The sequence below is a fragment of the Streptococcus sp. 1F3 genome, assembly GCF_054968985.1.
In genome coordinates this window covers 28,429-50,411 of sequence record NZ_JBUEQR010000094.1, presented here as the reverse complement: position 1 = coordinate 50,411, position 21,983 = coordinate 28,429, and the positions used below count along the sequence as shown (strand labels likewise).

At 42.3% G+C, this 21,983-nt stretch carries 17 protein-coding genes; 10 read left to right on the top strand and 7 right to left on the bottom strand.

Going from position 1 to position 21,983, the window contains the following annotated elements; translation table 11 throughout:
- Window positions 1–64: 64 nt before the first annotated feature.
- Both ACVPON_RS08745 and ACVPON_RS08740 read right to left on the bottom strand, forming a co-directional pair.
- A complete protein-coding gene (locus ACVPON_RS08745; protein WP_462878245.1) occupies window positions 65–1,357 on the bottom strand; it encodes a uracil-xanthine permease family protein in 1,293 nt (430 codons plus the stop codon).
- 1,615 nt (window positions 1,358–2,972) lie between these two features.
- Complete coding sequence (locus tag ACVPON_RS08740) at window positions 2,973–3,701, bottom strand: pseudouridine synthase (protein WP_462878244.1); 729 nt, start codon at window positions 3,699–3,701, stop codon at window positions 2,973–2,975.
- Between the two features lie 215 nt (window positions 3,702–3,916).
- Here ACVPON_RS08740 and def point away from each other — a divergent pair, with 215 nt between their 5' ends.
- Complete coding sequence (gene def, locus ACVPON_RS08735; RefSeq protein WP_462878243.1) at window positions 3,917–4,531, top strand: peptide deformylase; 615 nt, start codon at window positions 3,917–3,919, stop codon at window positions 4,529–4,531.
- Between the two features lie 123 nt (window positions 4,532–4,654).
- Window positions 4,655–5,119 carry an SP_0198 family lipoprotein gene (locus ACVPON_RS08730; RefSeq protein ID WP_462878242.1) on the top strand — a complete coding sequence of 155 codons (465 nt, stop codon included), beginning with the start codon at window positions 4,655–4,657 and terminating at the stop codon, window positions 5,117–5,119.
- Window positions 5,120–5,352: 233 nt separating this feature from the next.
- Here ACVPON_RS08730 and ACVPON_RS08725 read toward each other — a convergent pair whose 3' ends face one another.
- Together ACVPON_RS08725 and ACVPON_RS08720 are read right to left on the bottom strand one after the other, a co-directional pair.
- The gene (locus tag ACVPON_RS08725) at window positions 5,353–5,583 is read right to left on the bottom strand and encodes a GlsB/YeaQ/YmgE family stress response membrane protein (RefSeq protein WP_462878241.1); all 231 of its coding nucleotides are present in this window, start codon (window positions 5,581–5,583) and stop codon (window positions 5,353–5,355) included.
- A gap of 222 nt (window positions 5,584–5,805) precedes the next feature.
- Window positions 5,806–7,047 (bottom strand): aminopeptidase, encoded by a 1,242-nt coding sequence (locus tag ACVPON_RS08720; RefSeq protein WP_462878240.1) that lies wholly within the window; start codon window positions 7,045–7,047, stop codon window positions 5,806–5,808.
- Window positions 7,048–7,639: 592 nt separating this feature from the next.
- Here ACVPON_RS08720 and ACVPON_RS08715 point away from each other — a divergent pair.
- From ACVPON_RS08715 to ACVPON_RS08705, 3 genes are read left to right on the top strand one after another with little or no spacing between them, the layout of a single operon-like run.
- Entirely contained in the window at window positions 7,640–8,089 is a 450-nt protein-coding gene (locus ACVPON_RS08715) for a MarR family winged helix-turn-helix transcriptional regulator (RefSeq protein WP_462878239.1), read from the top strand.
- Complete coding sequence (locus ACVPON_RS08710) at window positions 8,086–8,802, top strand: ABC transporter ATP-binding protein (protein WP_462878238.1); 717 nt, start codon at window positions 8,086–8,088, stop codon at window positions 8,800–8,802. Before ACVPON_RS08715 ends, ACVPON_RS08710 begins: the two co-directional genes overlap by 4 nt.
- Before the next feature lie 13 nt (window positions 8,803–8,815).
- Window positions 8,816–10,330: an ABC transporter permease/substrate-binding protein gene (locus ACVPON_RS08705; RefSeq protein ID WP_462878237.1), complete on the top strand. Its 1,515-nt coding sequence runs from the start codon at window positions 8,816–8,818 to the stop codon at window positions 10,328–10,330.
- A gap of 577 nt (window positions 10,331–10,907) precedes the next feature.
- Here the strand turns inward: ACVPON_RS08705 and ACVPON_RS08700 are convergent.
- Entirely contained in the window at window positions 10,908–15,302 is a 4,395-nt protein-coding gene (locus ACVPON_RS08700) for a PolC-type DNA polymerase III (protein ID WP_462878236.1), read from the bottom strand.
- A gap of 613 nt (window positions 15,303–15,915) precedes the next feature.
- Between ACVPON_RS08700 and ACVPON_RS08695 the strand changes: the two genes are divergently transcribed.
- On the top strand, window positions 15,916–17,487 hold the full coding sequence (locus ACVPON_RS08695) for an ATP-binding cassette domain-containing protein (protein ID WP_462878235.1): 1,572 nt from the start codon (window positions 15,916–15,918) through the stop codon (window positions 17,485–17,487).
- A 2-nt stretch (window positions 17,488–17,489) separates the two neighbouring features.
- The gene (locus ACVPON_RS08690; RefSeq protein ID WP_462878234.1) at window positions 17,490–17,942 is read left to right on the top strand and encodes a class I SAM-dependent methyltransferase; all 453 of its coding nucleotides are present in this window, start codon (window positions 17,490–17,492) and stop codon (window positions 17,940–17,942) included.
- A 60-nt stretch (window positions 17,943–18,002) separates the two neighbouring features.
- Here ACVPON_RS08690 and dhaQ read toward each other — a convergent pair whose 3' ends face one another.
- Together dhaQ and dhaS are read right to left on the bottom strand one after the other, a co-directional pair.
- Window positions 18,003–18,992 (bottom strand): DhaKLM operon coactivator DhaQ, encoded by a 990-nt coding sequence (gene dhaQ / locus ACVPON_RS08685; RefSeq protein WP_462878233.1) that lies wholly within the window; start codon window positions 18,990–18,992, stop codon window positions 18,003–18,005.
- Window positions 18,993–19,547 (bottom strand): dihydroxyacetone kinase transcriptional activator DhaS, encoded by a 555-nt coding sequence (gene dhaS / locus ACVPON_RS08680; protein ID WP_462878232.1) that lies wholly within the window; start codon window positions 19,545–19,547, stop codon window positions 18,993–18,995.
- 278 nt (window positions 19,548–19,825) lie between these two features.
- On the opposite strand from dhaS, the gene dhaK reads away from it, so the two are divergent.
- From dhaK to dhaM, 3 genes are read left to right on the top strand one after another with little or no spacing between them, the layout of a single operon-like run.
- Complete coding sequence (gene dhaK / locus ACVPON_RS08675) at window positions 19,826–20,815, top strand: dihydroxyacetone kinase subunit DhaK (protein WP_462878231.1); 990 nt, start codon at window positions 19,826–19,828, stop codon at window positions 20,813–20,815.
- 11 nt (window positions 20,816–20,826) lie between these two features.
- A complete protein-coding gene (gene dhaL, locus ACVPON_RS08670) occupies window positions 20,827–21,405 on the top strand; it encodes a dihydroxyacetone kinase subunit DhaL (RefSeq protein ID WP_462878230.1) in 579 nt (192 codons plus the stop codon).
- Entirely contained in the window at window positions 21,402–21,779 is a 378-nt protein-coding gene (dhaM, locus tag ACVPON_RS08665) for a dihydroxyacetone kinase phosphoryl donor subunit DhaM (RefSeq protein WP_462878229.1), read from the top strand. Before dhaL ends, dhaM begins: the two co-directional genes overlap by 4 nt.
- Window positions 21,780–21,983: the final 204 nt, after the last annotated feature.

Genomic DNA, 21,983 nt, shown 5'->3' with positions numbered 1-21,983 from the left:
AATAGGATACCACTTTTTAGGCACTGGGCGCTATGATAAGATCGCTTACATACCATTTCTGAAACTATTTCAGTTTCATGCGTTTGGCGTGCACTTCACGCGGCAGAATCAAATTTAAGATAATTCCTACAATCGCACTGAGAGCTGTCCCTGAAAGAGTGATTGCTCCGATATTTAGGACTGCACCACCAAGACCCAAGACCAACATCGAACTAGCAATGATAAGGTTGCGAACCTGTCCAAAGTCTACACGGCTTTCAATCAAGACCTTCAAACCATTACTTGCAATAACCCCATAAAGCAAGATAGACATCCCACCTAGGACTGCACTTGGAATGGTCGAGATAAGCGCGGTGAATTTTCCAAGGAAGCTAAAGGCGATAGCAATTAAGGCTGCATTGCGGATAACTGATACAGAAGCAATACGGGTCATCCCAATAACCCCTGTATTTTCTCCATAGGTTGTATTAGCAGGGCCACCGATAAAGGCAGATACCGCAGTTGCTACCCCGTCTCCGATCAAGGTCCGGTTCAGACCCGGATTTTTTAAGAATGGACGACCGCAAATCTGGCTTAAGACGGTATGGTCACCGATATGTTCTGCCACTGTGACAACGGCAATCGGTAAAATCGCAAGCATTTCTGGTCCAAAGTAGAGTTTGTACTGTTCAAAAATCCCTGACTTAAATGGCAGATAAAAGCGTGGCAACTCTAGCCAAGGAGCCTCCAAAACCGCTTTAAAGTCGACCAAACCGAGTGCTAAGGCAACCACATACCCTCCGATAATCGCAATCAGAAATGGCACAATCCTCATGAAACCTTTTCCTTTGGTATTGACAAATGCTGCGATCAAAAATGTAGCGATCGCTGCAAGTACATTGCGCCAATCTCCACCTGCTACAAATCCAGCATTGGTCACGGCTGAATTGGCTAAACCAAGACCGATAACGATAATCATTGGACCGATGACAATCGGTGGTAAGAGGCGATCAATCCACTTGGTTCCAATCACCTTCACCAAACCTGCAATCAAAACATAGATCAAGCCAACAAAGAGAACACCTGTCTGAGCCGCAGACACATCTCCATTCATTTCCTTAATAGCAAGCGCCATAGCAGAGATGTAGGCAAATGATGAACCCAGATAAACCGGTACCTTGAATTGGGTCGCAACTTGATAAATCAAGGTTCCCACACCCGAGGCAAAAAGCGCAACAGATACAGGCATACCTAAAATGAGTGGTACGAGGATTGTTGCACCAAACATAGCAAACACGTGCTGAAAACTTAGCAAAATACCTTGCCCAAATGACGGCTTTTCATCGACATCAAGCAACAAACGAACAGATTCTTTCATAGTCCTCCTTTTGGGCACACAAAAAGGCCCACATACCATTGATTAGTCATAGGCCTTTGTTATACGCTTCTCGTTATAATTCGTAATTGTCTTTCTCACCTCACGGGATGAGTTTAAAAACCTATGCTTATAGTAGTCTATCACAAAATCATCTATTTGGCTAGACTTCCTATCAACTATTTCTGCGCTTCAGAATAACAAAGGCGTGACGGGTGCGTTTAAGGTAATCTTTACGCCCATCTCACCACAAACAGACTACCTTTGATTTCCCCAACTTTATGGTCTTTTCGTCTAGGAGTTGCTTTACCAGTCTATACCAGACTGGTAAAGGTTGGAAATAAAACGAGTGAAACTCGTATCAAACGCTCTCCTATTTTTACTTTGCTCGCTTAACGGCTTTTGTATCTTAACTAACTGAGTTCGGACTAAAAATGGTAGAAAAAAGATGAATCGGCTTGATGACAAGGTCATCTTCTCCAATTCCCTATTTTTCTTTCCATTTTCTTAACGTCCTCACATCTTAATTGAACACAGCCTACGAGCTATGTAAAAAAGATAGGCTTTCTTGGGCTCATTGAACCCTGCGTCAGCCTCCTATTTTTACTTTACTCGCTTGACGGCTTTTGTATCTTATTTAATTGAACTCGCCCTAAACTCTGTGCGAAAAAGACAAATTCTCCTAGAAACTAAAGTTTCTTCGTCAAATTTTCTATTTTCGCTTTGAGTTTTTCACGGGCTTTGTATCTTGATTTAATTGAACTCGGGCTAAAAGCTCGGAAAAAAGATAGGTTTCCTTGGGTTCATCGAACCCTACGTCAACCTCCTATTTTTACTTTGCTCGCTTGACGGCTTTTGTATCTTAACTAACTGAGTTCGGACTAAAAGCTCGGAAAAAAGCCCAACAATGAATAAGAGACAGAACTTGTTTTATTGGCGGTAGCTAGCTGACTATTCACTGCATTTCATTTGTGACTAGCCTAGCTATCTTCGCCGGGGTCTCACGACGAAGTTGCAAGCAACTTCTGTTCGGCCGCCTATTTTTCGTTCGGTTTTTTAACGTCCTCACATCTTAATTGAACACAGCCTATGAGCTATGTAAAAAAGATAGGCTTTCTTGGGCTCATTGAACCCTGCGTCAGCCTCCTATTTTTACTTTGCTCGCTTGACGGCTTTTGTATCTTAACTAACTGAGTTCGGACTAAAAATGGTAGAAAAAAGATGAATCGGCTTGATGACAAGGTCATCTTCTCCAATTCCCTATTTTTCTTTCCATTTTCTTAACGTCCTCACATCTTAATTGAACCCGCCCTAAACTCTGTGCGAAAAAGACAAATTCTCCTAGAAACTAAAGTTTCTTCGTCAAATTTTCTATTTTCGCTTTGAGTTTTTCACGGGCTTTGTATCTTGATTTAATTGAACTCGGGCTAAAAGCTCGGAAAAAAGCCCAACAATGAATAAGAGACAGAACTTGTTTTATTGGCGGTAGCTAGCTGACTATTCACTGCATTTCATTTGTGACTAGCCTAGCTATCTTCGCCGGGGTCTCACGACGAAGTTGCAAGCAACTTCTGTTCGGCCGCCTATTTTTGCTTTACTCGTTTCACGCTCTCGTATCTTATAATTCCACGCCGAAGGTGGTTAGTTCGTCCAATTCCTGAGTGTTCAGTCTGCGATAGGCTCCCAGGTCTAGGGTTTCGTCTAAGCTCAAAGGACCCATGCTAAGGCGTTGTAAATCTGTTACCTCTTTTCCACAGGCTGCTACCATGCGTTTCACTTGGTGGAATTTCCCTTCTGCAAGGCGAATCTGTACGCGTGATGTCTGAGCTATCTCATCTACTTCTACAAGTTCCAGAATAGCAGGCTGACAGGTAAAATCTTTCAGCTCAATCCCTCTCGCAAAGTGACGAACATCTTCTCCCGTCATGATACCGGCTACTTCAGCTTGATAAACCTTAACGACATGTTTTTTAGGCGATAGCAGTTCATGGGCTAAGGCACCATTATTGGTCAAGAGTAAGAGCCCGTGCGTATCAATATCTAGCCGTCCAACAGGAAAAACCTCTTTGTGTCTTGCAGTATCATCTAACAGATCCAGGACCGTTCGATGTTTACTATCTTCTGTCGCCGAAATCACCCCCTTGGGTTTGTTTAAGAGATAGTAGACAAATTTCTCATAGTTTAACCTCTTCCCCTGATAGACAATCTCATCTTTTTCTTCATCAATGTGGACCTTGGCAGATTTTTCAACGGCTTGGTTGACTGTTACCTTGCCTGACTTGAGGATTTTCTTGACCTCTGTTCGTGAACCTATGCCACATTCAACTAAAAATTTATCCAAACGCATCTAATATCCTCCGACTAATTGCCATATTCTCACAAGCCTATGGTGGAAAGAACGGTCTTCTAAGCCTTTATTTCTCTTGATTTCTCCACAATACAACAGGGAGATTTTCATTCCCAATAGCACTAGTATAGCAAATTCTTCCTTATCCTGCACTTGCCTTTTCTTCTGCTCCTTTTCGTGCTATACTAGTCCTTAGAAATTAGAAGGAGAATCCTATGTCTGTAATTGAACGTTTAACAAAAGCTAGTCACTTGATCGATATGGATGATATTATTCGTGACGGACATCCAACCCTGCGTAAGGTCGCCGAGGAGGTCCAACTACCACTCTCTGATGAGGAAATAATCTTGGGAGAAAAGATGCTCCAATTCCTCAAACATTCCCAGGATCCTGTCATGGCGGAAAAAATGAAACTTCGTGGTGGGGTGGGGCTTGCAGCGCCACAAGTAAATATTTCAAAGCGCATCATTGCAGTTCTTGTACCAAACGCAAAAGATCCAGAAGGCAATCCACCGGCTGAAGCATATGCCCTTCAGGAAGTCATGTACAATCCCAAAATCGTCTCTCACTCCATTCAAGAAGCAGCTATGGAAGGCGGAGAAGGGTGCTTGTCTGTCGATCGTGAAATTCCTGGCTACGTGGTTCGTCATGCCCGTGTAACAGTGGAATATTTTGACAAGACCGGGGAAAAGCACCGTATCAAACTCAAAGGCTTCAATGCTATTGTCGTCCAACATGAGATTGACCATATCAATGGTATCATGTTCTACGACCGCATCAATCCAGAGCATCCATTTGCCATCAAAGAAGGGATGTTGGTGCTTGAGTAATCTCCATAAATAGAGGGTTTATTGTAGACAACATACAGCCTTTCTTACCAAACAAAAATCTTGCCAAGTAGTTGAATGTTTTAGTATAATAAAAGTCCATCTCTTAATTGAAAGGATAGTATCATGAAACTTACAAAAATAATTTCAATCACTAGCGTGACAACCCTTAGCTTATTCCTTGTAGCCTGCACTAGTACACAAACTCAAGTGCTTCCTACAAGTTCTAGTGCTACTAGCTCTACAAGCTCTACCTCTCAAACTTCTACTCTATCATCTAGCAGTGCTACAATTGCTTCCGCAACAACCACTCCAGCTAGCAACACCCAAACAGGGGAACTTGATGGAACCTATAAGGGACACGATGAAGAAGATGAAGTAACTCTTGTAATCACAGGAACTTCTGGCACTTGGACCCAGGTTGAACCAGATGGAGAACAAGAAATCAAAAATGTAACCATTGACCCAACCAATCAACGCATTATCATCGGTGATGATACAGAACGTTATTTCTTAGACGGTCATACCTTAACGATTGAGGACATCAGTGAAATTGATCGAAATGATACAGTAGTATTGACGAAACAGTAATACAGCCATTTAGTTTATACCTAAAAGGCACTACAACAAAACTCGGCTAAAACCAAAATATCTATCTCCTCTTGTAGGGCTTGAGGACTTAGCCAGACGATAAACTGAACTTCGGTAAGGTGAGGCAACAAGGGCATAGGGTGAGCGTTGACGAGTAATCGAAAATGAGCGAGTCCAATTTGGACTTGCTCATTTTTTAATCTTTCAACCTCATTTTTGCCTGGCCTCTTGTCTCAACTCCCCCGTTCCCAAAAAATGGCTAGGAGAATGACTGCTCCTAAAACAGAAGGGACAATAGCCGTATCTGCAATTTGGGGACCCCAAGCACCAAAGAGAAGCTGGCCAAGCCAAGCACCTGCAAGTCCTAATAAAATCTTGCCAATACAACCCATCTTTTCACCACGGTTGGTAATAGCTGCAGCAATAATCGCTACAAGCAAGCCAACGATTAGGCTTCCAATCATATCTTTTAACCTCCTATACTCTCTCTTATTAAGTTCTAGTAAGGCACAAAATGAAAGTAATAACACTCTTTAAAAATCTCTTCAAACTCCGTCAGCCTTGCCGTACGCTACGATGGTCACTTGCTTTCACTAGCTCTATTTCCTAGCTTCCTAGTTTGCTTTTTGATTTTTATTGAGTATGAACTTGCACGCAACCAGTAAGAACTCCATTTTGAATAGGCGCTAAATCGCCCATTCACCATCACGGAAAATTGGTACGGCCGTTCCGTCTTCACGAATACCATCAATATTCATTTTATTGGATCCAATCATAAAGTCCACGTGAACATCTGAACGGTTCAGCCCTGCTGCTTTCAATTCGTCATTGCTCATCTCCACACCACCTTCAATGCTAAAGGCATAGGCCGATCCAATTGCCAAGTGGTTGGAGGCATTTTCGTCAAAGAGGGTATTAAAGAACGTTACCCCTGATTGGGAAATAGGGCTTTGATCTGGTACAAGGGCAACCTCACCGAGACCACGCGCACCTGCATTATCAAAGACCAATTTCTTCATTACTTCATCACCCTTTTCAGCAGTAATCTCAACAATTTCACCATCTTTAAAGGTCACTTTAATGCCTTCGATGATATTTCCATTATAGCTAAGTGGCTTGGTTGATGTGACATAGCCGTCTGCCACACGGTAATCAGGAGCTGTAAAGACTTCCTCAGTTGGCATATTGGCAATGAAGTGCTCCCCTTGAGCATTGATAGAACCTGCCGCTTCCCACAAATGATTTTTAGGCATTCCGAGAATCAAGTCTGTACCAGGTGCAGTATAGTGAAGTTTGACAAATTGCTCCTTATTCAAAATCGCTGCCTTAGCGACAAGACGTTCCTCATGCTCTTTCCAAGCAGCCACTGGGTCATCAGCATAGACACGGCACGTTTTGAAAATTTGATCCCACAGTAAATCGACTGCTTCCTCATCACTTGTAGCATCTGGGAAAACCTTTTTCGCCCACTCTAATCCTGCTGCCGCACCCAAAGTCCAGCTAATTTTGTTGGCTTGGGTCGCTTGACGCATTGGGTTTAGGGCAATACTTGTAGCCCGTGTCGCACGAGATAGTTTTTCTGGGTCAATCCCGTCTAAGGCACCTGGATCATCAGATAGAACCACCAATCGGCTCGCTTTATGGTCCAGTATATAGTTCATTTCTGCAATTCGTTGCTCAGAAACCGTCTCTAAACGCTCAATCGGTACATTCAAGTAACGCTCCCGCAAAATGACATCATCTTGCCAGTTCACAAGTACCTCTACTGCCCCTTGTGCATAGGCTTCTTTGACAATCAAACGAGCTAGCTCAGCCTGATCAACACTAATGGTCAAGGAAACTGTATGACCTGCTTGAACATTGATTCCTGTTGAGACAAGTAACTTCGCATATTTTGCCAAGTTTTCTTTAAAGTTTGGTAATACCATGATTTACTCCTTTTTGATTCAATTCTTCTTTATTGTATCATATTTCGATAGAGGAATACACTTTCTACTGCCATAGACCATTCTTCTAGCTAGCTTTTTTCGTTCCATACTCACTTTTTCATCTATCGTTTATGAAAGAAAATCAAAACACTCCAAAGAAGCTAATCTTACTAACTTTCTTTTCTGCGGTTGCATGTGTAAAGCGGTAGAACGTGTCTATTTTTAATCTTCTTCCATGGAGCCTGCTGTTTAAAAGCCTACTTCTTGCAAATTTACCGTTCTTACTATCGCTTACATCTAATACTCAATAAAAATCAAAAGTAGACTAGCTTTCACAATTAAGAATGGTGAAAGGTTGGAAATGAGAGTAGCACCGCTCATTTCCTTATAATCGAAGCCCAAGGTAGAACGAGCCTTCACCAAGGCAAGTTGACCAAGTATCCTTTTGATTTTTAAAGAGTATAAAGGCTTCTCTAAGATTCCCACTATAGTAATTAGTCCATATTTTTGACTATTTCTAGGGAATATGATACACTAATAGTCAAAATTTTTGACTATTTACTCTAATCTAAACAAAGGCAGGCACTCCATGATGATGCAGATAAAACAAGAAACAAAGACATTTGCTCGTTTAAAATACGAGCAGGATTTTCTCTACGATCAATATGCCAAAAAGTTTGGTCTACAACGGTCGTCATTTTTCATTCTTGTCTGGCTATACTATGCCCAAAGCCCCCTATCTCAAGCCTGCCTCAGCCATAAGCTAGGAGCCAGCAAGCAGGTCATCAATACCACTATCAAGGTATTTGAGCGGGCAAAACTAGTCTCCTTTGTGCCAAATAAATGCGATAAACGCCAAAAGTTTATCCATCTAACTAGTAAGGGGAGGGCCTATGCTGCCTCTATTTTAGACCCGCTAGAGGAAGCAGAAAATCGTGCTCTAGCACAGATGAATGAAGAAGAGCGAGAAAAACTCTTACAACTCTATTCCTCTTTTAACGAAGCCTTGCAACAACAATTAGAAAGTCAGGTAAGCCTATGATTGAATTTAAACAGGTCAGTAAACACTTCAATGACAAGTATGTCCTAAAAGACCAAGCATTTACCATTCGAGATGGGGAATTTTTCGTCTTGGTCGGTACAAGCGGAAGCGGAAAGACAACCACACTCAAGATGATCAACCGCTTGATTGAACCAGATGAAGGAGATATCTACCTGGATGGCAAATGCCTCAAAGACTATGAACTACGGGAATTACGCCTCGCAACTGGCTATGTCCTCCAGCAGATTGCCCTCTTTCCTAACCTTAGTGTGGCAGAAAATATCGCCCTCATTCCTGAGATGAAAAAATGGTCCAAGAAAGAAATTGAGACCCGTACCAAGGAATTATTAGCATTAGTCGGACTTCCTGCTGCCCACTATCTCCACCGCATGCCAGGTGAACTTTCTGGGGGAGAGCAACAGCGAATTGGGATTTTACGTGCTATTATCGCCCGTCCCAAGGTTCTCTTGCTAGACGAACCCTTTAGCGCCCTAGATCCTATTTCTCGTGAGCAATTACAGGACTTAGTCAAAAAAATCCAAAAAGAATTTCAGATGACCATGATTTTTGTAACTCATGATATGGCAGAAGCCATGAAGCTCGGTGACCGCATTGCCATCATGGATCAGGGGGAAATCCTACAATTGGATACTCCGGAACGTATCCAAGAATCCCCTGCCAGCCAGTTTGTCGCTGATTTCTTCCATGTATAGATCGGAGCCTGCTATGAATGATTTCATTCAAACCTTTTTAGAACGAAAAGAAGACTGGATTTTGGCACTTGGAGAGCATTTACAAATCTCCTTTATGGCACTTGCCTGTGCCATTTTGCTAACCATTCCCCTTGCTATCCTAGTCTCAAAACATGAGCGCTTGGCAAATCTTATGCTACAATTCACAGGGATCCTGCAGACCATTCCCTCATTGGCAATCTTGGGACTGCTCATTCCTATTTTCGGAATTGGGAAAATTCCCGCAATTTTGACCTTGATTGTCTATGCTATTTTTCCCATTCTGCAAAATACCATTACGGGACTACAGGAAATTGACCCCTCCTTGCAGGAAGCTGCAACCGCCTTTGGAATGAACCGTTGGGAAAAACTAAGAAAATTTGAACTCGCTCTGGCAGCACCTGTCATTCTCTCTGGTATTCGGACAGCAACCGTCCTTGTGATTGGAACAGCAACCTTAGCTGCCCTGATCGGAGCAGGAGGATTGGGTTCTTTCATTCTCCTAGGAATTGACCGCAACAATAGCTCCCTGATTTTAATTGGGGCAATCAGCTCTGCTATTTTGGCACTCCTCTTTCACTATTTGATTGGCTTGGTTGACAAACGTAGTCTGAAGACCATGTTCATCTCCTTTGTTGCCCTTTTTTGCATCAGTTCTGTCTCGCTTTTTCCCATGTCTATGATGATGCAAAATAAGATCGTTATCGCTGGAAAACTAGGCTCTGAGCCTGAGATTTTAATCCATATCTATAAGGAGTTAATTGAGGACAAGACGGATATTACAGTAGAATTAAAGCCAAACTTTGGAAAGACCAGCTTTGTCTACGAAGCCTTGAAAGCAGGTCAAATCGATCTTTACCCAGAATTTACAGGAACGGTGACCTCCACTCTCCTCAAACAAGCCCCAAGTACCTCAACAGACCCCAATGATGTCTATCAAGCAGCCCGTAAGGGGATTTTTGCGCAAGACAAGCTCATCTATCTCAAACCCATGCTCTATCAAAACACCTACGCACTTGCCGTCAAGGAAGACTATGCCAAAGAACATGGCTTAGCAACGATCTCTGACCTTTCTAAGGTTCAGACAAGCGCCACAGCTGGATTTAGCTTGGAATTTAACGACCGTGAGGACGGCGCAAAAGGCCTAAAAGACCGCTACAAGCTCCAGCTCCAAGTCAAGACGCTCGAGCCAGCCTTGCGCTATAAGGCCATTGATAATGGAAATGTCCATATCATTGATGCCTATTCAACCGATAGTGAACTCCAACAATACCACCTCACAACACTCAAGGATGACCAGCAGCTCTTCCCACCCTATCAAGGAGCGCCCCTCCTACGAGAAGAAACCCTCAAAAAATACCCCCAACTGGAGGATATCCTCAATCAGCTAGCGGGTAAGATTAGCGAAAAAGACATGCAGGACATGAACTATCAAGTCAATGTTGAGGGTAAATCACCCAGCAAGGTTGCTAAAACCTATCTAAAAGAGCAAAAATTGATTTCAAACTAATACAAAAAGCAAACTAGGAACTAGCCGAAGGCTGCTTCTATAGTCCAGTCCCGTGGACTATAGAAGATAAAAAATAGTGTTTATACTCTTTAAAAATCAAAAGGATACTTGGTCAACTTGCCTTGGTGAAGGCTCGTTTTACCTTCGGCTTCGATTATAAGGAAATGAGCGGTGCTACTCTCATTTCTAACCTTTCACAATTCTTATACTCATTTCGTTTACCTTTTATTACTTCGTCGATTGTGGAAACTTCGTTTCCTTATTTCCAACCTTGCCCACTTCGCTCTCAAATTTCTAGGCTCAGGCTGAAACAGTTCACCGAACTGTTTCACTCTCCCAGATGATTGGAACTCGTTTTGCCGTACTCTACGATTGTTACTGACTATCGTCAGTATGATTTCCAACCTTCAACAGCCTAATGACTGTTGAAGCAGCCTGTAGCTCGTTGCCTAGTATAGTTGATTTTTGAAGAGTATAACCTTATAGAAAAATAGGGAAGCGGATTGATGACAAGCGCCATCTTCTCCAATCCCCTATTTTTTTTATGTTCTTCAAGTCTCCCTCATCTTATTCTCTTTTAAAACAAGTCATCAAACAGGCTTAACTGATTATCTTCTGGCATATTTCCTAAGATCCCCATTTCATCGAGCTTGTCTACAAGGGTTGCAGAGAGACCTCCACGCTTGCGTAACTCGGTCTTAGAGAGGAATTCCCCCTCTTCACGTGCCTTCACCACTTGACGGGCAACATTTTCGCCCAGACCATCCATAGCGACAAATGGCGGTATCAGGGTGTCCCCCTCAATTTGAAATTCGGTTGCATCAGACTGATACAAGTCTAATTTCCCAAACTTAAAGCCACGTTCCAACATTTCATTGACAATTTCCAGGGTCGTAAAGAGATCCAACTCCACATTGCTGGCTTCATTATTCTTCTTCTTGATGGTGATTTCTTCCATCTTGGCCTTTACTCGGTCTAAACCAGCAGACATGGTTGCTAGATCAAATGCCTTGGCCCGAATGGAGAAATAAGCACAATAATAATAAATCGGGTGATGCACTTTGAAGTAGGCGACACGAAGCGCCATCATCACGTAGGCTGCCGCATGTGCCTTAGGAAACATATACTTAATCTTTCCACAAGATTCAATATACCAGTCAGGTACATTGTTGTCCTTCATCGCTTGGATATAGCCCTTGCGTTCTTCCTCAGAAATCTTAAGCCAAGCCCCCTTACGCACCCGCTCCATGATATTAAAGGCCATTTTAGGAGGGAGTCCCGCATGCATGAGATAGACCATGATATCGTCCCGACAGCCGATAACGGTAGAGAGGTCTGCAATCCCTGCCTTGATCAAATCTTGAGCATTTCCCAGCCATACATCCGTTCCGTGTGATAGCCCTGATAATTGAAGAAGCTCCGAGAAAGTCGTTGGGTGCGTTTCTTCTACCATTCCCCGGACAAAGTTGGTTCCAAATTCAGGGATTCCTAACATACCAGTCGGTGTCCCAATCTGCTCTGGTGTCACTCCCAGCACTTCAGTTCCTGAAAAGAGAGCCATAACCCCCTTATCATCTGCGGGAATGGTCTGTGGATCAATTCCTGATAAATCTTGGAGTTTCCGAATCATGGTCGGATCATCGTGCCCCAGTACATCAAGTTTCAAGACATTCTCATCAATATCATGGAAGTTGAAGTGGGTCGTCTGCCAACTCGCGGCCAAGTCATCTGCCGGATATTGAACAGGAGTAAAATCATAGACATCCATATAGTTTGGAATAACAACAATTCCACCCGGGTGCTGACCGGTTGTCCGTTTCACCCCGGCAGCACCTGCAGCCAGACGTTCCACCTCGACATCACGATAAAACTTGCCATAGTCTCGCTCATAGCCACGTACATAACCATAGGCTGTTTTTGCAGCAACCGTTCCTACTGTTCCAGCACGAAAAGCATATTGATCCCCGAAAATCTTCCGGACGTCCAAATGGGCATCTGGCTGATCATCTCCTGAAAAGTTCAAGTCAATATCGGGTACCTTGTCCCCGTCAAATCCTAGGAAGGTTTCAAAGGGAATGTCCTGACCGTCCTTGGCATATTTGTGACCACAATCTGGGCAATCCTTATCTGGCATATCAAAGCCAGAACCGTAAGACCCATCTATGATAAACTCACTATGTTGGCACTGGGGACAGACATAGTGCGGAGGCATAGGATTGACCTCAGTAATTCCAATCATAGTCGCAACAAAGCTAGAGCCCACAGACCCCCTAGAACCGACCAAATATCCCCGCTCATTCGAGCGTGTTACGAGCATTTGAGAAGCAAGGTAAATCACCGCAAAGCCATTTCCTAAAATCGAAGTCAATTCTTTTTCAATCCGCAAGTCAATAATATCTGGTAGAGGATTGCCATAGACTTCAAAGGCTTTTTTATAGGTCAGTTCTGCCACGCGCTCTTCGGCCTTTTCTAAATAAGGAGTATAGAGGTCTTTTTTGACGACCTCAACATCCTCAAAACGCTCCAACATAGCATTTGGATTCGTAATCACAATCTCTCGTGCGAGCTGCTCTCCTAAAAAGGAAAAGTCATCTAGCATTTCATTGGTCGTGCGGAAATGAGCTTTGGGAAGAGGGGCAGGTTGGGCATTTTCCCCATGCCCAATGGTACGATTGATCATAGCCCCTTGCCCCAAGGAACGCACAATAATCTCACGGTAAATCTCTTCTTCTGGGTCAATATAGTGGACATTTCCTGTCGCAAGAACAGGTAAATTGGCTCTCCGTCCCACTTCAATCAAGTTCTGAATCATGGCTTCTATTTCTGCCATGTCCTTAAACTGCTCCTTAGCAATCATGGGGGCATAAAGGGCAGGGGGCATTACTTCTATAAAATCATAATAACTTGCCACCTTGACGGCTTCTTCTATTCCTTTTGAGAGCAACTCATCAAAGACTTCTCCCTCTTGACAGGCTGTTCCTAAAATCAAGCCCTCACGGTGTTCATCTAGAATTGTCCGTGGAATCCGGGGCACTCCTTCAAAATACTTGGTATTGGATAAGGATACCAGCTTGAATATATTTTTCAAGCCCACCTGATTGGTGACATACAAGGTTGCATGCTTGACACGGGCTTTCTTATAGGAATCTTCTGCAATCAACTCTGTATTTAATTGCTCCAACTGGCTGATTCCATGTTTTTCCAGAGCATCTTTTAAGAAAATAAAGAGGAGACGCCCTGTCGCTTCCGCATCGTAGTTGGCCATATGATGGTGTTCAAGGGCAACACCAAAACGCTTGGTCAAGGGACCCAGACCATGCCGCTTGTACTCTGGATAGAGGTTGCGGGCAAACTCCAAGGTGTCAATGACCGGCTGGCTAATGGTCGGCATGCCTGCCCGCTCATAGTTGACATCCATAAAGCCAACGTCAAAGGTCGCATTGTGGGCAACGAGGACAGCACCCTCGCAAAAGGACTGAAATTCCTGCAAGACCTGCTCAAGTGGCTTAGCATTTCTGACATGCTCATCTGTGATTCCCGTCAAATCTGTTGTAAACTGGCTCAAGGGATGACCTGGATTGATAAACTCATCAAATTCAGCGATAATATTTCCCTTGTGCATCTTAGAGGCCGCAATCTGAATCAGCTTATTGTAAACCGCAGAAAGCCCTGTCGTCTCTACGTCAAAGACCACATAGGTCGCATCAGACAGGGAAAGTTCTGCCTCATTGTAAACAATCGGCACCCTGTCTTCGACGATATTGGCTTCCATACCAAAGAGCGCCTTAATCCCTGCCTTGCGGGCAGCATGATAACCATGTGGAAAGGACTGAACATTACCATGATCTGTAATAGCAATCGCCTTATGCCCCCACTTGGCAGCTCGAGCAATCAAGTCCTCAACTGGTGGCAGAGCATCCATCGTAGACATATTTGTGTGGGCATGAAACTCAATTCGTTTTTGATCATCGGGCATGAGATCCTTACGAATATCACGCTTGACTTCCTGCACTTCCTGCACATTCATCGTCAAGTCACGTGTGAAATTGTTGGTTTCGATATTCCCTCGAACACGAACCCAATTCCCTTTTTTTACCATGTCAAACTTCTGTGCTTCTTCCTCATTCTTTGCCCATTTCTGCATCGAAAAAGAAGAGGTGTAGTCCGTCATCTTAAAATTGATAATGACCCGCCCTGTCCGCGTTGTCCGCTGCTCCACATCGAAGATTAAGCCTTCAAAGACAATCCGATTTTCTTCCGTCTCAATCTCAATCATCGGTGTAATCTCTGATTTTTCAAGACTAACCTTGCGCGGTGCCTGTTTCTTAAATTCTTGGAAATTGGCCTGTGGACTGGCTTCTGGTGGCGGTGTCATTTGTGCCAACTGTTCCATCGCTTCCAAGGTTTCCTGACTAGCTTTTTGGAGCAGTTCTTCATTTTGAGCGTGAAACTCTTCAGACTGTGCCTTGGTCATTTCCTGACAGACCTGGATATCCACTGCTATATTGGCAAACCCAAAACGAGCAAACTGCTCGACCAACCTCGGCAAATGGTTCTTTCTGAAATGCGGCGTATCGACAGATGCCGGACCTTTGATCCACAAGGTACCATCATGAAATTCAACTGGTAACTGCTGAAAAACCGATCGAAAACCAGCACTCTGACATAGTTCTTCTGTAAAGGCTTCTGAATAGTATGCCTGTACCAAGGCTGGATCAATCGTCTCTTTAACGGTCACCAAGCGAAAACGTGCCTGATTTCCTGTCTTTTGAAATTCATTGAGGAGCTTGGCTTTTAATAACTGATAGTGCGCCAAGGGAAGAGCTTCCTCAAAGCAAAAGGTAAAATCCCAAACCCTGCTCTTTTTATGTACCAATACCTGCTCAATTCTGGCACTTGAAAACGCACTTGATTCTCTCAATTCAAGTGGTAGACCAATTTGATTCAATAGTAATTGAAACGTATCTGTCATTCTCGTATCCCTTGCCTTTCTATGCTCTCTATTTTACCACAAGTCCCCCTATTTTTCGAGCCTTGCCCATAACTATCCCTCCCTATATAGGGACTAAGAACCTGTACTCACAAGTCACACTCCGTTCATGTCAGAAATGAATTTCTTTTGGTATTCTCTTAGGTAGTGCGGATAAAAGCAAGTTCATCGGCTGACCAATCTGGGAGAAATGAGCCTAGGACAAGTCGAAAAAGCATCATAAAGAAAATTGATAAACAAGAATAGCTAGTCTTTCTTTTAAGAACAACTTAGCAAATCGGTTTAAAAAAATCCATAAATACAGTAAAATAATCCATATAACTATATAATACGCACTGTAATGATATCGAAACACTTCAGAAGACTAAGGTTATAGCTATTGTCTTATATCCTATAAATAAAGAGACGAGATTATCTGTGTTAGGAAATTATGTCTCGGATTATGATGAGAAACAAGTATTCGTTTTTCAGGAAGAAGTTGAAGTTAAAACTGGAAAAAAATGTTTCTTCATTGATGATAGTCAAAAAATTGATACTCTATTTGAATTAATAATTGATTTCTTTGCTGAGTAAATTGATATGTGAGGTTCAATCTATGTTTAAATATTTATGGAAATTTAAGAAGGATAATTTACTACTGCTTGTTATCATCGTCTTTTGGGTCATATCTAATGTAATGAGCTCACTATCTCTCACATGGATGTTGGACTCATTAATTAAAGGTAGTTGGAATAATTTTATTCTTTGGAGTATAGTGGATATACTCTGTTGGGGAGGGTATAGTCTTTTTCAAGTTTGGAAAGATACTTTAAAAGAAAAACTATGTCAAAAAGAAATCAATCTTATACGTACTGATTTGCTAGATTCTTTAATTACTCATTCGTATACTGGTAGTCATCATCACAGTAAAGGAGAATATCATTCATGGTTAATAAATGATATGAATTTGTTAAAAGATAATGGGTTTATGCAGTTTTATAATGCTGTTGAGAGTATGATAACGGTTCTATTTAATGCCTTTGCTATCATTTATTTTCACTGGATATTATTGGTGGGGAGTGTTATAATGACAGGATTGGTTTATTTTGTCCCTAAAATTTTTGAAAAGAGAATTGCTGAACAAACTAAAATAGTTTCCTCGGACTCTACCACTGCACTCAATAGAACAAGCGATTATTTAAGTGGATTTGAAGTTTTTTTCCATAATAATCAGACCTCCTACTTCAAAAAACGAATATTACGAGACTTTACACAGTTGATAAAATCTAAAGTAAGTTTATCAAAGACTTCAAGTTGTGCAAATTCGCTTTCCATGATGTCAAGTATAATTGCTCAGGTCATCATTTTTATTACAACCGGTTATCTTGTTGTAAAAGGGGAGATTACTACAGGGGTAATATTTTCTATCGCTAACCTAACAAGTTGTCTTTTTAACTATACTAGAGGGGCAGCTTATAATATTGTTACTTTTAAAGCAACCATTAAATTGTTAGAAAAATATCCTAAAAAAGCTGAAAAAAAATATACTAGTGATGAAATAAATTTTACAGAAACACTTACTTTACGAAATGTTTCTGTCATTTTTGATAACGACAATACTATTCAATATCCAAATATGACTATTAAGAAAGGAGATAAGATTGCTATTGTAGGGGGATCTGGTTCAGGGAAATCAACGTTAATTCGATTATTAACAGGAGAGTTGATAAATTATGAAGGTGAAATATTTTTAGACAATAAAAATTATAAAGAAATTTCACTTAAAAGTTTACAAGAAATATTTGCCCTCATTCCACAGCGACCGCACATTTTTAAAGATACCTTACTTGATAATATAACATTGGGACGTTCTATAGATCGGACTTTTTTTGCTAGTATTTTAAAAACTTCACATGTAAATCATTTTATTAAAGGACGTTTGGAATGTAAGTATGAAGATAACTTATCTGGCGGTCAAAAAGCAAGAATCTCTATTGCTAGAGAGTTACTTGGAAATAAACCAATTGTGATTATGGATGAAGCTGTTTCTAATTTAGATAGGAAAACTGCTATTGATATTGAACAAAAACTTCTTCAATCAAAAGATTTGACGGTTATGATGATTACTCATCATCTATATGATGAAAATAGAGAATTATTTAATGATATTGTTGATATAGGGAGTTAAAAATGGTTCATGATTCATACGATACAACTTACTTTAATAAGAAGTTATTTATTCAAGAAAGTGAAAGATTATCAGAATCTGTAAAAATAAATAAAGTTGGTATTCTTAATAGTTTTGATTTCTTAAAAATGGAAAATCCATCTCTTATATTAGACTTAGGCTGTGGAACAGGTGAAATATCTTTGGCATTAGCGAGATTTTTTCCAAATTCTCGTGTAATGGGTCTAGACAGAGAAAATAGGTTTATTACTGAAAACATGAGGAAATACTCCGATCAAAAAAATCTGACATTTGTTCAGAGTGATTGTTATTCCCTACCCTTTGAAAGTAATCGTATTGATTTATGCTATTCTCGATTCCTTTTTCAACACCTCAGAAAAAAATTTAAAAAACAAAGAAAAACCTTTAAACTAAAGGTTTTCAACACTCTTATTAATGCCCCTACAGGCTTCTAAAATCTGGGCAAGGAGGATTTTATTCTTTTCTCCCGACCCCTACATAAAGACTGAACGCTCCTACCAGGCTGGGGCACTTGTCTCTGCCTGTAAGTACTTGAGCCAAGTACGGTCTTTTAGCCGACAGAGGGTGACCGAAAGCCCTGCCATATCTAGACTAGTCGCAAAACGTCCTGCCTTGATAAAAGGGATTTGTATGCCTTCTACATCTAATAATTGGCAAATATCATTGAGAAAGATCCCTTGTTCTAATTCTGAAATGGTCCCTAAATTGTTGACCAAAAGGATAAATTCCTCCCCCTCCTGCCAGCGAAAACGTAATTTTAACTTATTGACAATCTCATTGGCTAGTTGCTCAGATGATTCAAAAGGAACTGTCCGATAGCCTTCTTCCCCATGAATCCCAATGCCATAGGAAATCTCCCCCTCCTTTAGCTCAAAGAGGGGAGAGGCTACTTGGGGAAAATGCGCCGCCTTCGTCGCAAAGCCAATGGTCGCAATTTCTGTGGATAGGCAGAGAGCCAGTTGCTCCAATTCCTCCAAGGGCATACCAGATTGGGCAGCGGCTCCTACAATCTTATGGAGTAAAATCGTCCCTGCCAGCCCCCGATGACGCTTCTGGAAATTCTTTTTGGTATCAACTGAAATATCGTCGTGGGAGACAACATATCTGACCTGAATGCCCTCTTTTCTTGCTTGGTGAATGGCAGCTTGAAAGGAAAGCAGATCTGCTTCAAAATTTTTGACAATCACAAAGACCCCCCTCCCCTTATCCACGTATCGAATGGCTCGCAAGATCTCCTCAGCAGTAGGTGGGACAAAGATCTCCCCATAGACAGCAGCGCTCAGCATCCCCTCCCCAACAAAGCCAACATGCATAGGCTCATGACCTGAGCCACCTCCAGAAATGACAGGGACACAAGCCCTATCTAGCTCCCTCACGCAAATAATCGGCTCTTGCTCCAAGCGCTTGAGCTGAGGATGTGCTACTAAAAAACCCTCCATATAGTGAGAAATGACGCGATGTGCTTGATTGATAATGGCAACCATTTAGTTCCCCTTTCTCTCTCTCAATGATGCTGTCAGTATCGTAACCAACTGTGGATAATGGAGGCAAAGCTGACAGGGAGTTTGCTTCATCTCCTGCTCTATCAAGGAAAGCAGGGCTCCTGCATGGTAGGAGATGAAAAAGTTCCGGTAAATACTCCCTAACTTCACGCCCTCCTTTTGCTGCAATTCACTCAAAATCTTCTCCATTAAAATCCGACAGTAGCCTCCTAAGTAGGAGACAAAGTCATTTTGCCCCTTTACTTTAAATAATTGAACATAAAAATGCTGGTTGCTTTCAATATAGTACAGCAGTTCATCTAGTAAGCCTAGCCCGCTGATATAATTCAAATTATCCGTGACTTGCTCCTGCAATTCTGTCTCAAAAATCCAGTCTAGCAGTTCATACTTATCCACAAAATAATTATAGAAGGTCTGCCTGCGCATCTCAGCCTCCTGCATAATATCCACAACCGAGACCTTCTCAAAACTTTTGACTGCCAATTGGCGTTTGAATGCCTTGGCAATCCTCTTTTTTGTAATCAGAGATGTTCCCATATGGTCGCTTTCTCCCTTATTTCTCCTAATGGCATTTCCTTTTTGCCTTGGTGCTCCCCCTCTACCAAGTAGCAAAATACTTCTTTCTCCCTCTACCTTACCATACTTCCACTGAAATCCAAAGGGACAGACCCATGATTTTGTCCCTTTCTTTTTATGAACGATTCTAGTATACTGAAAGCGTAATCAATGAAACCACCATGGGAATAAAGCTAGGATACAAGCATTTGATACACAGCTACTTCCACATGGTTCCTTAGTTTCTAGGAGGAATACAGATGAAAAAAATTATCAATCAACCCGAGCATGTTGTCGATGAGATGCTTCAAGGGCTTGTCTTTATGCATGGCAATTTGGTGGAACGCTTAGATGGCTATGACGTTATTGTTAGAAAGGCCAAAAAAGATGGTAAGGTCGGGCTTGTCTCTGGTGGTGGTTCTGGTCACGAACCTTCTCACGCTGGATTTGTCGGCAAGGGCATGCTATCTGCTGCTGTTTGTGGAGCTGTCTTTACTTCTCCAACTCCAGACCAAATTTTAGAAGCCATCAAGGCTGCGGATGAGGGAGCTGGGGTGTTTATGGTCATCAAAAATTACTCTGGGGACATTATGAATTTTGAGATGGCACAGGAATTAGCTGAAATGGAGGGAATTGAAGTCGCAAGCGTCGTTGTTGACGATGATATTGCGGTCGAAAATAGCCTCTATACCCAGGGACGCCGTGGTGTTGCAGGAACCATTCTTGTCCACAAGATTCTAGGATATGCTGCAGAAGCAGGAAAATCTCTTGCTGAAATCAAAGAGCTGGCTGATAAGCTCGTCCCTCAAATCAAAACCATTGGGCTTGCCCTTTCAGGTGCTACTGTCCCTGAAGTTGGAAAACCAGGTTTTGTCCTTGATGAAGATGAATTTGAATATGGGGTCGGTATCCATGGTGAGCCGGGATACAAAAAAGAAAAACTCCAGCCTTCTAAAGCCTTGGCTGAAGAACTCGTTGCCAAATTACTCCAAGACTTCGATGCCCAAGCAGGAGAAACTTACGGTCTACTGATCAATGGTCTTGGGGCTACCCCACTCATGGAACAGTATGTCTTTGCAAACGACATCGCCCACCTCCTTGCCAATCACCAACTCAAGGTAGCCTACCACAAGATTGGGAACTACATGACCTCCATTGATATGGCAGGACTCTCTCTTACGCTCATCAAACTAACTGACACTAGCTGGATCGAAGCTTTAAAAGCCAAAGTCGAAACCCCAGCTTGGTAAAGGAGACGATAATGGACACACAAGCAGTATTCAGATGGATGCAATTATTTGCAGAAAAAATCCAGGACAATAAAGACCTATTGAGTGAGCTAGATACCCCGATTGGCGATGGCGATCATGGGGGAAATATGGCACGAGGTATGGCTGCAGTTATGGAGCAATTAAAGGGCAAGGAATTTGCTGGCCCTGATGAAGTATTCAAAATTGTATCGATGCAACTCCTCAGTAAGGTCGGTGGGGCTTCTGGTCCGCTTTATGGTTCAGCCTTTATGGGACTGAGTAAGAGTGCACAGGCTGGAGCTTCCTTGGCGGATAGTCTTCAAGCAGGACTGGATATGATTCAAAAGCGAGGCAAGGCAGTAGTCGGCGAAAAGACGATGGTAGACGTCTGGACCCCTATCATCGCAGACATAAGAGCAGGCCAGCTCAGCCTTGACACCATTCATAGAGCTGTCGCGAACACCAAGGACTTACAGGCAACAAAAGGGAGGGCTTCTTATCTTGGCGAGCGCTCTATCGGCCACATTGACCCAGGATCCTATTCTTCTGGTCTACTCTTTGAAGCATTGATGGAGGCAGGACTAGTATGACACAGACAATTGGTATCGTAGTCGTCTCTCATTCCCACCATCTAGCCCAAGGTATCATGGACCTTCTCTCAGAAATTGCAAGGGAGGTCCCCATTACCTATTGTGGAGGACTGGAAGATGGCAGTATCGGAACAGAATTTTCCCGGATAGAAGAAGCAGTAAATAGCAATCCCGCTGACACCATTCTTGCCTTTTTCGACCTCGGTAGTGCCCGCATGAACATGGAAATGGTTGCAGATTTCACAGACAAGGATATCCGTATCCAGTCTGTCTCCCTTGTAGAAGGTAGCTATACAGCAGCAGCACTTCTTCAAGCTGGAGCCTCTCTTGAAGCTATTTTTGAACAATTAGCTGCACTAGAGATCAATAAATAAAAAACTAGAGCCAAGCCCTATCCTTTGAAATGATACTCAATGGGCATACATTCAAATAAGGCACTCTGCTACTCTCTTATTTTCAAGTAGTATAGTTGTTTAATTTATAGTACTAGGCAAGGACCTGCAGGCTGCTTCAACAGTCTAATGACTGTTGAAGGTTGGAAATCGTACTGACGATGGTCAGTAACAATCGTAGAGTAG

Excerpts from the sequence above, each read along its gene's own strand:
- ACVPON_RS08740 (WP_462878244.1), bottom strand. The coding sequence starts at position 3,701 with ATGCGTTTGGATAAATTTTTAGTTGAATGTGGCATAGGTTCACGAACA.
- ACVPON_RS08705 (WP_462878237.1), top strand. The coding sequence starts at position 8,816 with ATGAATGATTTCATTCAAACCTTTTTAGAACGAAAAGAAGACTGGATT.
- dhaL (WP_462878230.1), top strand. The coding sequence starts at position 20,827 with ATGGACACACAAGCAGTATTCAGATGGATGCAATTATTTGCAGAAAAA.
- dhaM (WP_462878229.1), top strand. The coding sequence starts at position 21,402 with ATGACACAGACAATTGGTATCGTAGTCGTCTCTCATTCCCACCATCTA.
- ACVPON_RS08730 (WP_462878242.1), top strand. The coding sequence starts at position 4,655 with ATGAAACTTACAAAAATAATTTCAATCACTAGCGTGACAACCCTTAGC.
- dhaQ (WP_462878233.1), bottom strand. The coding sequence starts at position 18,992 with ATGGTTGCCATTATCAATCAAGCACATCGCGTCATTTCTCACTATATG.
- def (WP_462878243.1), top strand. The coding sequence starts at position 3,917 with ATGTCTGTAATTGAACGTTTAACAAAAGCTAGTCACTTGATCGATATG.
- dhaK (WP_462878231.1), top strand. The coding sequence starts at position 19,826 with ATGAAAAAAATTATCAATCAACCCGAGCATGTTGTCGATGAGATGCTT.
- ACVPON_RS08700 (WP_462878236.1), bottom strand. The coding sequence starts at position 15,302 with ATGACAGATACGTTTCAATTACTATTGAATCAAATTGGTCTACCACTT.
- ACVPON_RS08720 (WP_462878240.1), bottom strand. The coding sequence starts at position 7,047 with ATGGTATTACCAAACTTTAAAGAAAACTTGGCAAAATATGCGAAGTTA.
- ACVPON_RS08695 (WP_462878235.1), top strand. The coding sequence starts at position 15,916 with ATGTTTAAATATTTATGGAAATTTAAGAAGGATAATTTACTACTGCTT.
- ACVPON_RS08715 (WP_462878239.1), top strand. The coding sequence starts at position 7,640 with ATGATGCAGATAAAACAAGAAACAAAGACATTTGCTCGTTTAAAATAC.
- dhaS (WP_462878232.1), bottom strand. The coding sequence starts at position 19,547 with ATGGGAACATCTCTGATTACAAAAAAGAGGATTGCCAAGGCATTCAAA.
- ACVPON_RS08745 (WP_462878245.1), bottom strand. The coding sequence starts at position 1,357 with ATGAAAGAATCTGTTCGTTTGTTGCTTGATGTCGATGAAAAGCCGTCA.
- ACVPON_RS08725 (WP_462878241.1), bottom strand. The coding sequence starts at position 5,583 with ATGATTGGAAGCCTAATCGTTGGCTTGCTTGTAGCGATTATTGCTGCA.
- ACVPON_RS08710 (WP_462878238.1), top strand. The coding sequence starts at position 8,086 with ATGATTGAATTTAAACAGGTCAGTAAACACTTCAATGACAAGTATGTC.
- ACVPON_RS08690 (WP_462878234.1), top strand. The coding sequence starts at position 17,490 with ATGGTTCATGATTCATACGATACAACTTACTTTAATAAGAAGTTATTT.